Source organism: Marinactinospora thermotolerans DSM 45154 (genome assembly GCF_900167435.1).
Lineage (GTDB): Bacteria > Actinomycetota > Actinomycetes > Streptosporangiales > Streptosporangiaceae > Marinactinospora > Marinactinospora thermotolerans.
In genome coordinates this window covers 236,798-249,745 of sequence record NZ_FUWS01000011.1, presented here as the reverse complement: position 1 = coordinate 249,745, position 12,948 = coordinate 236,798, and the positions used below count along the sequence as shown (strand labels likewise).

The 12,948-nt window shown below is 73.7% G+C and carries 11 protein-coding genes and 1 pseudogene; 3 read left to right on the top strand and 9 right to left on the bottom strand.

Annotated elements, in window-relative coordinates; all coding sequences use genetic code 11:
- Positions 1-1,226: pseudogene (locus B5D66_RS25545) on the top strand (hypothetical protein); the annotation flags it as partial.
- Positions 1,227-1,292: 66 nt separating this feature from the next.
- Here B5D66_RS25545 and tsaD read toward each other — a convergent pair.
- From tsaD to B5D66_RS19875, 6 genes are all read right to left on the bottom strand, one after another.
- Complete coding sequence (gene tsaD / locus B5D66_RS19900; RefSeq protein WP_078763298.1) at positions 1,293-2,333, bottom strand: tRNA (adenosine(37)-N6)-threonylcarbamoyltransferase complex transferase subunit TsaD; 1,041 nt, start codon at positions 2,331-2,333, stop codon at positions 1,293-1,295.
- Positions 2,330-2,821, bottom strand: coding sequence for a ribosomal protein S18-alanine N-acetyltransferase (rimI, locus tag B5D66_RS19895; protein WP_078763297.1), 492 nt, complete (start codon positions 2,819-2,821; stop codon positions 2,330-2,332). The genes tsaD and rimI overlap by 4 nt, the downstream gene beginning before the upstream one ends.
- Positions 2,809-3,483, bottom strand: coding sequence for a tRNA (adenosine(37)-N6)-threonylcarbamoyltransferase complex dimerization subunit type 1 TsaB (tsaB, locus tag B5D66_RS19890; protein ID WP_078763296.1), 675 nt, complete (start codon positions 3,481-3,483; stop codon positions 2,809-2,811). The genes rimI and tsaB overlap by 13 nt, the downstream gene beginning before the upstream one ends.
- An 11-nt stretch (positions 3,484-3,494) precedes the next feature.
- Positions 3,495-3,977, bottom strand: coding sequence for a tRNA (adenosine(37)-N6)-threonylcarbamoyltransferase complex ATPase subunit type 1 TsaE (tsaE, locus tag B5D66_RS19885; RefSeq protein ID WP_078763295.1), 483 nt, complete (start codon positions 3,975-3,977; stop codon positions 3,495-3,497).
- 262 nt (positions 3,978-4,239) lie between these two features.
- On the bottom strand, positions 4,240-5,379 hold the full coding sequence (gene alr, locus B5D66_RS19880) for an alanine racemase (RefSeq protein ID WP_078763294.1): 1,140 nt from the start codon (positions 5,377-5,379) through the stop codon (positions 4,240-4,242).
- Positions 5,380-5,479: 100 nt separating this feature from the next.
- Complete coding sequence (locus B5D66_RS19875) at positions 5,480-7,708, bottom strand: PrsW family glutamic-type intramembrane protease (RefSeq protein ID WP_078763293.1); 2,229 nt, start codon at positions 7,706-7,708, stop codon at positions 5,480-5,482.
- A gap of 779 nt (positions 7,709-8,487) precedes the next feature.
- Between B5D66_RS19875 and B5D66_RS19870 the strand changes: the two genes are divergently transcribed.
- Positions 8,488-8,979, top strand: a complete 492-nt coding sequence (locus tag B5D66_RS19870) for an NUDIX hydrolase (protein ID WP_394330071.1) — start codon at positions 8,488-8,490, stop codon at positions 8,977-8,979.
- A gap of 66 nt (positions 8,980-9,045) precedes the next feature.
- On the opposite strand, the gene B5D66_RS19865 is transcribed toward B5D66_RS19870, so the two are convergent.
- On the bottom strand, positions 9,046-10,527 hold the full coding sequence (locus tag B5D66_RS19865; RefSeq protein WP_078763292.1) for an NAD(P)H-hydrate dehydratase: 1,482 nt from the start codon (positions 10,525-10,527) through the stop codon (positions 9,046-9,048).
- A gap of 251 nt (positions 10,528-10,778) precedes the next feature.
- Between B5D66_RS19865 and B5D66_RS19860 the strand changes: the two genes are divergently transcribed.
- Entirely contained in the window at positions 10,779-11,312 is a 534-nt protein-coding gene (locus B5D66_RS19860) for a DUF4913 domain-containing protein (RefSeq protein ID WP_078763291.1), read from the top strand.
- Positions 11,313-11,356: 44 nt separating this feature from the next.
- On the opposite strand, the gene B5D66_RS19855 is transcribed toward B5D66_RS19860, so the two are convergent.
- Both B5D66_RS19855 and B5D66_RS19850 read right to left on the bottom strand, forming a co-directional pair.
- Positions 11,357-12,523 (bottom strand): glutathionylspermidine synthase family protein, encoded by a 1,167-nt coding sequence (locus tag B5D66_RS19855; protein WP_078763290.1) that lies wholly within the window; start codon positions 12,521-12,523, stop codon positions 11,357-11,359.
- A 6-nt stretch (positions 12,524-12,529) separates the two neighbouring features.
- Positions 12,530-12,904: a hypothetical protein gene (locus B5D66_RS19850; protein ID WP_078763289.1), complete on the bottom strand. Its 375-nt coding sequence runs from the start codon at positions 12,902-12,904 to the stop codon at positions 12,530-12,532.
- Between the last annotated feature and the right edge of the window lie 44 nt (positions 12,905-12,948).

Here is a 12,948-nt window from a genome sequence, read left to right as displayed (position 1 = left end):
ACCTGCACACCCTCGTCGGCAAGGCCGACGAGCACCACGAAGCGCTGAGCGGCGAGGTCGCCCGTAGCACGGGACTCCTCACCACGCAGGCCGAGGAGAACCACGCCGAGACGGCCGCCGCCATCGCCGACGCCAACAGCGCGGTGGTCAAGCTGTCCGGCACGACCGAGACCCAGCTCGCCGACCTGCGCACGCACCTGCGCAAGCAGCAGAACGAGCTCCAAGAGCGGCTGGACGCCCAGCACGCAGAGCTGCGTGAGCGGGACGACGCCCAGTACGAGGGACTGGCGGCGAAGCTCGCCGAGGCCGCCGCGAACCTGCGCGCCGCCGCCGAAGGCGACCACAACGCCGCGATCGCGGCCATCGCCGAGGTCGGAGCCGCGCTGGCCGAGACCAACCTGGCCATCGCCGCCGTGGAGGAGCGCGACGAGGCCCGCTCCGCCGAGCTCCGCTCCGCCTTCGACGAGCGTGTCGAGTCCCTGACCGCCCAGGGGCGCGAGCAGCACGGTGCCCTGCTGGAGCTCATCGCCGAACACCGCGACTCCGTCGGGGCGCGCCTGGAGCAGCAGCGCGAGGAGCTGTCGGGCAAGGTCGACCAGCACCTGGCCTCGGTCACGGCCAAGATCGACGGACGCTACGAGGCGCTCACCGCGAAGTTCGAGCACGGCCTGGGCCGGCTCAGCGACCGCTTCGACACCTTCGAGGGGCACTTCGACGGAAGCTTCGAGGGGGTCGAGGGCAGGCTCGACGGTCTCAACGGCCGCCTGGACGGACTGGACGGACGGGTCACCGGCGTCGAGGGCAAGTTCGAGGGGGTCCACGGCCAGTTCGACGGTGTGGACGGCCGCCTGGAGGCCATCGACGACCGTCTGGAGGCGCTCAACCAGCGCCTGGGCCAGCTCCCGGCCTCCCTGGAGGTCTCCGAGGTGCACCGCCGCCTGTCCGAGCTGGTCGAACGGCCGATCATCGACCACTCCGAGCGGTTCGACGCGATCGACCAGCGGCTCGGCGAGTCCCTGGACCCCCTGCTGAACGAGATCCGGACGCGACCGGACCGTCACGAGTTCGAGGAGACCATCAGCGACGCCGTGGAGACGTCGCACGACGACATCACCAAGCGCCTGGCCGCGCTGGAGGAGACGATGCTCGCCCTGGCCGAGGCCCTGCTGCGCCCCGGCCGCGACGGCAAGCGCAAGCGCCGCCCGGTCGACGACGACGAGGACTGATCCTCGCCGTCCACGCCGAAGGGGCCGTCCCGTTGGGACGGCCCCTTTCCCGTTGTGCGCCCCGGCTCAGCCGGCCAGGGGGCGGTTCACCGGCAGGGAGGTGTCGGTGGCGAGGTCGAGCCGGGAGGGCGGCAGGCCCGCGGCGACGACCTCGGCGCCCAGGGCGGCGATCATGGCACCGTTGTCGGTGCACAGACGCGGGCGCGGGACCCGGAGTTCGATCCCCGCGGCGGCGCACCGCTCCTCGGCCAGGGCCCGCAGCCGGGAGTTCGCGGCCACCCCGCCGCTGATGACCATGTGCTCGACGCCGTGCTCGCGGCAGGCGTCCACGGCCTTGCGGGTGAGGACGTCGACGACGGCCTCCTGGAAGGCCGCCGCGACGTCGGGGACTGGCACGGGCCGACCGTCGCGTTCGGCGTCCTCGACCCAACGGGCGACCGCCGTCTTCAGGCCGGAGAAGGAGAAGTCGTAGGTGCCATCGCCCCACTTGCCCCGCGGGAAGCGGATCGAGCCGGGGTCGCCCTCGCGCGCGGCGCGGTCGATGGGCGGCCCGCCCGGGTAGGGCAGGTCGAGCAGGCGCGCGACCTTGTCGTAGGCCTCGCCCGCCGCGTCGTCCACGGTGTCGCCGAGGAGGCGGACGTCGGTGGCGAGGTCGCGTACCAGCAGCAGCGAGGTGTGTCCGCCGGAGACGAGCAGCGCGACCGTCGGCTTGGGCAGCGGGCCGTGCTCCAACTGGTCGACGGCGACGTGGCCGACCAGGTGGTTGACGCCGTACAGCGGTTTGCCGAGGGCGAGCGCGTAGGCCTTGGCCGCGGAGACGCCGACGAGCAGGGCACCGGCCAGCCCCGGACCGGCGGTCACCGCGATGGCGTCGACGTCGGACAGCTTCACCCCCGCGCGGTCCAGCGCCCGTTGCACGGTCGGCGTCATCGCCTCCAGGTGCGCCCGGCTGGCCACCTCGGGCACCACGCCGCCGAAGCGCGCGTGCTGGTCGACGCTGGAGGCCACCTCGTCCGACAGTAGTTCGCAGCCGCGGACGAGGCCCACGCCGGTCTCGTCGCAGGAGCTCTCGATTCCCAGGATCAGTGGCAGGTCGGTGTTGCTCATCGGGTCTTCTCCTCGCCGGCGTCCCCCGCCGGGGCCGAGCGCCTCATGACGATCGCGTCGGCGTCCTTGTAGTAGCCGCGCCGCACGCCGAGTTCGGTGAAACCGAACCGGCGGTACAGCCGTTGGGCGCGCGGGTTGTCGGAGCGCACCTCCAGGAACACGTCGGTGACCCCGCGCCGGTGCGCCTCGGCCAGCAGCTCGGTGAGCAGCGCGGTGCCGACGCCGCCGCCCCAGTGGGCCGCGTCGACGGCGATGGTCTGCACGTCTCCCTCGGGCGGCACCGCGCGCAGTCCCGCGTAGCCGATGATCCGCCCCTCGGCGACGGACTCGGCGACGACGTAGTGGCGTCCGTCGCCGGTCATCTCGTCGCGGAGCATGCCCTCGCTCCAGGCGTCGCCGGGGAACAGGGCGCGCTCCAGCCGCATCACCTCGGCGATGTCCGCCTCGGTCATGGAACGCAACCGGTGCCCGGTGGTCAGGCCTGCCATTGCCGCACCTTCTTGGGGGCGCCCGGCTCCTGGGCGTCGGGACGGCGCAGGTAGAGGGGCAGGGGCTCGGGCAGCTCCCTCCCTTCGACCAGGCGTCGTACGGCGAGCTCGCCGAGGGCGGCCGCGTCGGGGTACAGCGGTTCGGCCTGCGCCGCGTCCTGGCCGAACACGTCGGCGTACAGGTGCGCGCCGTGCCCGATGACGGGCAGGCCGCCGGTGTCGACGTCGGCGGGACGGTCCACGGCGATGTCGCCGACCCGGGTGAGGGCGTCGTCGTAACGCGCCCAGAACACCTCCTTGCGCCGGGCGTCGCTGGCCGCGACGAACGGCGTGGTGCGTCCCGACGCGAAGGCGATGGCATCGAGCGTGGCGACCCCGTGGCAGGCGATGCCGAGCGCCTCGGCGAGGGCGTGCGCGGTGGCCAGGCCGACGCGCAGCCCGGTGTAGGGGCCGGGTCCGATACCGACCGCGATGTGGGTGAGGTCGGCCATCTGGGCACCGGAGCGTTCCACTACCTCCTGGATGCCGGGGGCCAGCAGTTCCCCGTGTCGGCGGGCGTCGACGGAGGAGACGCTCGCGCGCACCCGGACGCCGTCGCCGACGGGTTCACAGACCGCGGCGGTGACCGCGGGGGACGCAGTGTCGAAAGCCAGAAGCAGCACGATCCACCAGCCTATTGCGCGGTCGGCAGTGCGTCGTGCCAGCGGGCGCCGACGCCGGTCAGACGGACGGTGCGGGTGTCGTCGGGCAGCCGGTCGATCACGATCTCCAGCCGTTCGTCGGAGAGGCTCTCGGCCAGGCCCTCGCCCCATTCGACGACCGTGACGGAGTCGGGGATGGCGGCGTCCAGGTCGAGGTCGTCGATCTCGGCCGCGCTTCCCAGCCGGTAGGCGTCGACGTGCACGAGGTCGGGCCCCCCGGTCAGGGAGGGGTGGATGCGCGAGATCACAAAGGTGGGTGAGGTGATCGGGCCCCGCACTCCCAGCCCCTCGCCCAGCCCCTGGGTGAAGGTGGTCTTGCCCGCGCCGAGCGGGCCGGTCAGGATCAGCACGTCACCGCGGCGCAGCCCGGAGGCGACGCGCCGGGCGAGCGCGCGCATCTCGGCGTCGGTGGCCGCCGTGACGGTGGCGGCGGTGGTGTCGGTCGGTTCGGTCATGGGCTCGCAACGTCTCGTGGGTGGAGAGGGCGGCCTGCGGTCGCCGGGGCCGCACGCGCTCCCTGGACGCTCCCGCCGGCGCGGTCCCGTGCCGGTGGAGGGAGACCACGCGGCCGCGGACCCGGGAGGCGGGGATCCGCCGTCGTAGGGGTCCGTTGGGACGCTCGCCGGGATCGGTGGGCGCCGTGCGGTCTCGGTCGCCGCACACCACCAGGGTAGGCACTTCCGGGAGAAGGTGGGGCCGCTTACCGCGAGGTCCGGATCAGCTCACCGCCCCGGACCGGTAGGTTCGCGGGACGCGCACGCCGACGCGGGTGACGATCTCGTAGGGGATGGTGCCGAGCGCCTCGGCCCAGTCCTGCGCGGTGGGCACGCCGTTCTCCCCGTCGCCGAAGAGAACGACCTCATCGCCCGCCTCGACCGGGTCGTTCCCGACGTCCAGGACGAACTGGTCCATGCACACGGTGCCGGCGATCACGTGCCGCCGGCCGCCGAGGGCGGCCGGTCCGATGTTGCTCGCCGCGCGCGGCACCCCGTCGGCGTAGCCGAGGGGGACGAGGGCGAGCGTGGTCTCCCGGTCGGTGACGTAGCGATGGCCGTAGGAGACGCCGCTGCCCGCGGGAACGCGCTTGACCAACGCGACCCGCGCGGCCAGGGTCATCGCCGGCCGGACACCGATGTCGCGCAGGTCGGGCATGGGGCTGAGACCGTAGGCGGCGATGCCCGGACGCACCAGGTCGAAATGGGAGTCGGGGCGGGTGAGCAACGCCGCGGAGTTGGCGATGTGGCGCACCTCGGGGCGCAGTCCGGCCTTGTCCGCGAGGGCCAGGGCCTCGTCGAAGGCGTCGAGCTGGGCCTGGACGGAGTCGCGCGCGCCGGGGTCCGCGGGCTCGTCGGCGCGGGCGAGGTGGGAGAACACTCCGGTGACCTGGAGCACCCCGGCCGCCTCGGCCCGGGCCGCGGCCTCGACGACCTCCGGCCAGCCTTCCCTGGTGATGCCACCCCGGTTGAGCCCGGTGTCGGCCTTCAGGTGGACACGCGCCGGCCGTCCCGCCGCGCGCGCCGCCGCGACGGTCGCGTCGAGGACCCAGGGGTCGCTGATCCCGAGCTCGACGCCGGCCTCGATGGCGGCGCCGATGGGCGCGCCCGGCGGGACGATCCAGGCGAGCAGCGGGGTGTCGATGCCGGCCCGGCGCACCTCCAGGGCCTCCTCGATGAAGGCGACGCCCAGCCAGGTCGCGCCGCCGGCCAGCATGGCCCGGGCGGCCGGGATCATGCCGTGCCCGTAACCGTCGGCCTTGACGACTCCCATGAAGTGGGAGTTCGGGGCGCGCTCGCGCAGCGCGGCCACGTTGGCGCTGATCACGTCCAGGTCGACGCGGGCTTCGGCAAAGGCAGGCATGTCTCTTAGTGTGGCACGCGCGGGGAAGGGCTCCCCCGCGCGCGAGGTGACAAGGGGCACGTCACCACGTGTTGCGGGCGTGGGGAGAACACCGGCCCGGTCAGCCGCGCGGGCGCAGCAGGCGGTCGGTCCGCGCGGGAAGCGCGAATCCGACGAGCCCGGCGACCCCATAGGGCACCTGGCCGGGAGCCAACGCCCCGAGGAGACCACCGAGGTTGCCGCGCGGATCACGGAGGAAGTGCCGGACGCTGGGATGCTCACGCGGCACGCTCCACCCGCTCACCAGCAGGCTCGCCAGCGCCACGCCGCCCGCCCACACCCACGGCCGGGTCCCGGCCGGCAGCGCGGCAACCCAGTCGGACAGCGCGCGCAGCGACATCAGCGCGTAGGCGCCGTCGGCGTGGGGGACCGATCCCGAAAGCGCGGGGTGGGCGAGGGCCGTGGAGACGGCCAGCACCGCCACCGCGGCGATCGAGGCCGAGCGGGGGCCGACCCCGAGCCGGGTCGCGAGCTGGACCTCGGTCTCGGCCAGTTCCTCGCGCGACGGGCTGCGTCGCCACGGACGGCCGGCCGCGCGGGCGGCCCCCATGGCGTACTCGCGCCGACGGCGCAGGAAGATCCAGGAGCGGCACAGCGTCGCCGGTCCCCGGCTGGCGGCGACGACCATCACCGCGTACTCGTGCAGGATCGTCGCGAGCGTCTCGACCAGGGCGACCGGGATCCGCGCCCACAGCAGCCCGAAGTGGCGGAAGGTCGGGGCGATGTCCCCGGGGACGCGGACCCGGACGCGCACCGCGCGACCGTGCGCGGCGCGTACCAGGGCGGCCAGCGGCGGACGGCCGGGCAGCCGCGGCACCTCGGCGGTGGCCGACCGGGCGACCCGGTAGTCCAGGAGCACCGCGAGGACGAGCAGGAGCAGCAGCAGCCAACGTGTCGCCGCGCCGTCACCGTAGAGGGCGAACACCGCCGTGGTGAGCGGGGTGGGGTCCAGCCCGGCCACGACCGCGTTGAAGTTGAGGTGTTCCAAGGCCGCGGCGCCCAACGCGAGCGGGGGCAGCGCCCACAGCCAGACGCCGTAGCGGCGGGCCCCCACGAGCGCCAGGCCAAGTGCGGCCCCGACCAGTCCGCTGGTGACCGCGTGCCCGGAGAACCTCAGCAGGGCGACCTCCTGGAACGGCTGTGTCGAAACGGCGGCCACCGGAACCTCGACCCACCCCGGCAACAGCGCGAACATCCCCAGATGGGCGGCGAACGGATCGACGGAGCCGCCGGCGACGAGCATCGCCCGGACGGCCTGCTCCGCCACGTGGAACCCCGCGCCGGACGCCGCGGCGAGCAGGAGCAGGTCGACGGCGGCGAACCTGCGGAACCTGCGTCGCGCGACGAACAGGCACAACAGCAGCGGGAGGAGTTTGCCGACCTCCTCCACCGGCACGGCCACGTAGGCGTAGGCGTAGGGGTCGTCGGCCGCAAGCCCCAGCGCCCCGGCCAACGCCAGCTCGGCGAGCGCCATCGGCCAGGCCAGGAAGGCTCCGAACGCGAGCGTGCGCACCAGCGTGGAGAAGGCCACGGTCCGCGAACGCGCCAGCCAGGCGAGCTGGGCGAGGAGCCACACCATGGCGAGGACGACCGGCAGTGCGGCGGGCACCCCTGGGACGAACACCCCGGCCAACAAAAGCACCACGAGCATCGCCCACCCCCATGCGCCGCGCAGGGCGCGCAGCGCGGTGGTGGCCCGCGGCGAACCACGACGCAGCGAGTCCAGTCTCTGCTCGATCCGTTCGGCGAGGTCGGGGCCGGGCCCGCGGGTCCCGCGGGCGTGCCGGGCCCCCTGTTCCAGGCAGGCGTAGCGCTGGGCCGCGCGCAGCAGCTCGGGGTCGCGCGAGGTTCGCGCCTCCTCCCCGAAGGCGATCCGGGCCGCGGCGAGGTCGGGGCCGACCAGTTCACGGACGAACACGTCGGGTCCCGCGGCGACGGTGAGCTCGGTGGTGGTCACCAGGACCCCGGCGGAGATGTCCTCGATGGCGACGAGGAAGTCGGTCGGCTCCGCGCCCCAGCCGCGTACCAGGGCGATGAGCGCCTCGGCGTCGACGGGGACCTCGGTGACGGGTTCGTAGGCGTATTCGGCGCGGGTCCGGCACACCAGGAGCCGTTCCACCCCCAGCGCCTCTCCCGCCGAGACGATGGCTCGGATCAGGGCGGTGTCGCGTGAGGCGGTGAAGGGGACGACCACTTTCGCGTCGTCGTCGATCCATGCCTCGTCGAACTCGGTGGCGTTGGCACACAGGCGCAATACGAGATCGCGCGTGAGCATGGCCTGTTCGTCCATGACCCTCGTTTTTCTCGTGCCCGATAACGGTTGCCCCCGGCCCCGTTCACGGCGTGGCCGGCCGCTCCCAGGGAAGTGACTACGCTACCGCGCCGATTGCACGGAAATGGAGTCCTGGTCCTTATCCTCTTACCTATGCCCGTGATCGGTCATGGACAATTCGCTGCACCGATACACCATCGTGATCCGTGAGAATGGCGTTTCCCGTGTTTTCGGCCTTTCCCCACGCGATTCATCCGGTGGGGATGACCGTCTTGGCCCGTCTGTGCATCGGGCCCCTGGCCGGCGGGGCCGGGCCCCTCGGCTCTCCCCGGACGCGTGTCGGCACCTCCTGGGGCGTCGGATCCCCCGGTACGGCCTGCCGGGCGTTTCTCGGGGCGGAGCCGGTTCCCGCGCGCCGGGCACGTCGGCGCGGGTTCCGTGAACCAGGTCGGGCGCCATCTCGGGGGCTCCCCGAACAGGATGTCAGCGGGGTCCACGGCCGCGTCCCTCACCGGGGATCGATCGGGGCGGGGAGCGCACGAGGCCGGCGAGCTGCGCCCGCCCTCCCGAGTAGGCGCGAGGCCGGCGCCGGGAGCGAACGCCGCCTCGGGCCGGGCCCGACCGCTACGGCGGACGCTCCGGGGCGGGGCGTGCCCCGTGTCCGGGCGGCGTGGCCCACGAAGGTCTGTCGGCGAGTGCGGCGACGGTGGCCGCGACGGGCCGCGAGAGCACCGGAGGAACGGGGCCGCCCGGCGCGCGTGTAGGGTCGGGCGCGCACGAGAGCGAGGGGAGGCGCGGTGGTGGACGTCCGGATCGCGGAGGGGGTCGAGGTCCCCGAGGTCAGCGGGGACCGGCGCTGGGTCGTGGGCGCGGTGATCATCGATGATCGCGGACGCGCGTTCGCGCAACGCCGCTCCCCTGAGCGCCGGCTCTTCCCCGGCTGCTGGGACATCGTCGGCGGTCACGTGGAGGACGGCGAATCGGTCGTGGAGGCCCTCGCGCGGGAGATCGCCGAGGAGACCGGTTGGCGGCTCACCGAGGTCGTCGCGGACCTGGGGGCCCTGGTGTGGACGCCCGACGACGGGGTGGAGCGTCACGAGGTGGACTACCTGGTGCGCGTCGCCGGGGACCTGACCGCTCCGGCGCTGGAACCGGGGAAGCACACCGAGTTCGCCTGGGTGGAGGAGACGCAGATCGGCATGCTCGTCGACCCCTCCGACCCGGGGCACACCTTCGTCGCGGACCTCGTCGCCCGTGGGCTGCGCAGCGCGCGGGCCCTTGACGGCTGAGGCCGCGCGGTCGCTCCTTTGGCCGCCGTGTTGCCCGGTCGGGTCCGCGGCCGCCGGGCCGTCCCGCTAACGGCGGCCGCCCGCCTCCTCGACGAGGCGCACCGCCGCGGGGATCGCCCCGATGAGGTCCGACGCCGACACCGGGGCTCCGTCGTGGGCCAGCCTGCCCGCCAGCCCGTGCAGGAAGGCCCCGCACATGGCCGCCGCTCCCGGCGTCAGCCCTCCGGCCAGCAGGGCGCCGGACAGGCCCGACAGCACGTCCCCGCTGCCCGCGGTCGCCAGGAGCGGGGTCCCCGTGGGGTTGGCCACCGCGGGGGCGCCGGGCTCGGCGATGACGGTCGTGGAGCCCTTCAGGAGCACCGTGCAGCCGTACTCCTCCGCGGCGCGGGTGGCGTGCTCCAGCCTTCGGGCCTCGATGTCGTCGCGTTCGGTGCCGGGCAGGAGCCGGGCGAGCTCGCCGGCGTGCGGCGTGAGCAGCGTGGGCGCGGTGCGGTCGCGTACGAGGTGGGGGCGCCGTCCCAGCAGGGTGATCGCGTCGGCGTCGACCAGGACGGGGCGATCGCCGGCCAGTACCGTCTCCAGCTCCACCTCGGCGGCGGGGTGCAGGCCCCGCCCGGGTCCGATGACCCAGGCGCCGACGTGTGTGGGAAGCCGTCCCGCGGGGTCGGTCGGTTCGAGGACCGAGGCCACCGCCTCCGGCCAGTGCCGGATCACCTCGGCGGCGACGCTCTCCTGGCCGATGTAGCGGACCATCCCGACGCCCGCGCGCAGCGCCCCGCCGACCGCGAGCACGGCCGCCCCCCGATAGCGGCCGCTGCCCGCCGCCACGGCGAGCACTCCGCGGCGGTACTTGTCGGATTCGACCCCCGGCCGGGGCAGCAGCGCCGCGATGTCGTCCGCGCGGGGCGCGCACAGCCGGGGTGCGGGAAGCTCGGGTCCCAGTCCGATGTCCACGAACTCGACGACCCCCGCGTGTCCGGCGCCCGGGTCGACGAACAGTCCCGGTTTGTGGGTGCCGAAGGTGACCGTGACGTCGGCGTGGACGGCCTCCCCCTCCACCGCCCCGGTATCGGCGTCCACCCCGCTGGGAAGGTCGACGGCCAGGACCGGCGCTCCCGAACGGGTGGCGTATCCGGCGAGGACCGCGTGGGAGGCACGCAGCCCGCCCCGTCCCCCGATGCCCACGAGCCCGTCGATGACGAGGTCGGCCGCCGAGATCTCGCCCTCGGCCTCCTCCGCCCCCACCAGGCGTCCCCCGGCCGCGCGTAGCGCGGCGAGCCCTGCCTCGTGCACGCGAGGGCCGGCCGGCACGGCCCGGACGGCGGCGCCCCGACGGGCCAGCGTCGCGCCGGCGTACAGCGCGTCGCCTCCGTTGTCGCCGCCTCCGACGAGCAGCGCGACGCGGGCGCCGTACACCCGCGGCAGCATCCGCGCGGCGACGGCGGCCAGGCCGGCGGCCGCCCTTCGCATCAGTGCCCCTTCGGGCAGCCGTGCCATGAGCGCGCCCTCGGCCCTGCGAACGGTGTCCACGGTGTGTGCCTCGCGCACCCGGCCTCCCTCGTCGTCCCGGCGGTCCCGTGCCCCGGTCCGCCCACGATATTCCCGTCCAGGGCGGGGACCTCGCGCGGCCCGGCCCCGCCCGGCCGGGAAACCGGTTCCACGGTGCCGGGCGATGTCGCGTACGGTCTGAGGAATCGGTCCTCCCCCCGGGCCCGTACCGGCGCCACCCCGCCACTGATTTACTTTGTTCCAGCCAAAATTCGTTTTCCGGCATCGAATAGCAGCACGGGACTGTCCCCATGACCTATACCGACGACCGCGTCGCGGCCGACGCCGGCCTCACCGACCGAGTCGCACTTCTCCAAAACGCCATCCACAAACTGGGCGCGGACGTCATCAGGCTGCAGACACAGCTCTCCGAGCTCGCCGCCACCAACGCCCAACGGCCCGAGGAACCCCGCTCCGCCACACCGTTCATCTTCAACATGTCCCGGGACGCCTACCGGGGGGAGCTCGCCTCCCTGGTGGGCTGGGTGGACGACTTCCTCGTCCCGGTCTACCTGGGCTCCACCGGCGCCTGGTGTCCGGTGTGGTGGGAGCACCACGAGGCGGTGGGACGGTTGCACGCCCTGCGGCTGGCCTACATCGAGCTGTCCGACACCTCGACGGCGGGCCCGTCGGGGCCGGGGTTGTGGCACCGCGACCATCTCGACCCGACCCTGGACCGGCTGCGTTCGCCCGACGGCCCGTTCGCCGCGTGCCTGTCCGCCGCCGGGCACGTGGAACGTCGGCAGGCCGGACACGTGGAGAGACGGCCCACCGGCTCGATCTGACCCCTGGTGCCCCGGGACGGGGAACGTCCCGGGGCGCCGCCGGCCTAGACCCGGATCACGTGGGGCACGAACGACGAGGTGTCGTCCGTGATGAGACCGGTCGTCTCGCGGATCCCCAGGCCCGCGGCCTCGTCGCCGACCACCCAGGTCCCCAGCGTCGGGTGCTGCCCGTCGTGCTCCGGCAGCGGGTGGAAGTCCTGGAAGACGTAGCCCTCGGCGCCGTAGTCGCCGGGCGTCCGCACCAGCTCGCCGTGCGGCGTCACGATCCGCATGCTCGCCCCCTCGCGGCCGAGCAGGGGTTTGGCGACGTAGGACTCCAACGGCCCCGGGTCGCCGAGGTAGGCGGGCAGCAGGTTGGGGTGGTCCGGGTACATCTCCCACAGGATGGCCAGGATCGCCTTGTTGGACAGCACCATCTTCCAGACCGGCTCGATCCAGGGCAGCGTCTGGAGGTGCTGGAGGATGAGGGGGCCGAACCTGTCCTTGACCAGCCACTCCCACGGATAGAGCTTGAAGACGGCGGTGATCGCGCGTTCCTCCAGGTCGACGAACTCGCGCGCGGCGTAGTCCCAGCCGATGTCCTCCAACGCGATCTCGACGGTGGGAAGGCCGGCCTGCTCCGCGGTCTCCTGGAGGTAGGCGGTGGTCAGGGCCTCCTCACCGGTCTCGTCCTCGTTCGTCCAGGCGAAGTGGAGGGTTCCGGAGGGGAGCCGGGGGCCGAGCTCGGCCCACCGGTCGACGAGCCGCTCGTGCAGCGAGTTCCACTGGTCCCCGTCGGGGAACCGGTCGCGCATCCAGTGCCACTGGATGATCGCCGACTCCACCAGGCAGGTGGGGGTGTCGGCGTTGTACTCCAGCATCTTCGGCGGGGCGGAGCCGTCGTAGACCAGGTCGAAGCGGCCGTAGAGGTGGGGGTCGCGGCGCTGCCACGAGGCCCGGATGGACGGGGCGACCCAGTCGGGGATGCCCAGTTCGGCGAACCGGTCCTCGGCGACGACGTGGTCGACCGCCTCCAGGCACATGCGGTGCAGTTCCTCCACCACCGCCTCCAGGCGCAGGACCTCCTCCATCTCGAACTCGTAGTGCACCGACTCGTCCCAGTAGGGCCGGGACAGGTGTCCGGGGTGGACGGCCCGGTGGAATCCCAGGCCCTGTGACTCGACGATCCGCTCCCAATCGGGGCGGACCGCCCCTCCGCTGCGTCGGATCACGGCCGTTCAGCCTCCACCGCTGCCGCCGCGGCCGCCGGCGCCGCCGCGGGAGATGGTGGTGCCGCGCTCGGTGACGATCGTGACGCCGCTGGGGCGCGTGACGGTGCCGCCGCTGACCCGCTGCCCTGAGCGTGAACCGCCGTAGTAGTAGTGGTATCCGCCACCACCGCCGCCGGCGGTGGCCCCGTTGTCGTCGCAGCGGTCCTCATCGACGGTGCGGTAGGACCCGTCGGAGTTCCGGCTGTCACGGTCGACGCAGTAGGCGGTGACGGTGTCGTTGCTGGAACATCCGGCGATGGTCAGGGAGAGCGCACCGACCGCGCCGATCAGGACGGCCGGCGAGCTCTTGCGTGGTCTGGGGCTCGGGGGGTGGTGCGCCATGGGGGTATCCGGCCTCCTCCGGGGTCTGCTACGGGAGGGAGAGT

Excerpts from the sequence above, each read along its gene's own strand:
- B5D66_RS19875 (WP_078763293.1), bottom strand. The coding sequence starts at position 7,708 with ATGGACGAACAGGCCATGCTCACGCGCGATCTCGTATTGCGCCTGTGT.
- tsaD (WP_078763298.1), bottom strand. The coding sequence starts at position 2,333 with ATGAGCAACACCGACCTGCCACTGATCCTGGGAATCGAGAGCTCCTGC.
- rimI (WP_078763297.1), bottom strand. The coding sequence starts at position 2,821 with ATGGCAGGCCTGACCACCGGGCACCGGTTGCGTTCCATGACCGAGGCG.
- alr (WP_078763294.1), bottom strand. The coding sequence starts at position 5,379 with ATGCCTGCCTTTGCCGAAGCCCGCGTCGACCTGGACGTGATCAGCGCC.
- B5D66_RS19860 (WP_078763291.1), top strand. The coding sequence starts at position 10,779 with ATGACCTATACCGACGACCGCGTCGCGGCCGACGCCGGCCTCACCGAC.
- B5D66_RS19850 (WP_078763289.1), bottom strand. The coding sequence starts at position 12,904 with ATGGCGCACCACCCCCCGAGCCCCAGACCACGCAAGAGCTCGCCGGCC.
- tsaE (WP_078763295.1), bottom strand. The coding sequence starts at position 3,977 with ATGACCGAACCGACCGACACCACCGCCGCCACCGTCACGGCGGCCACC.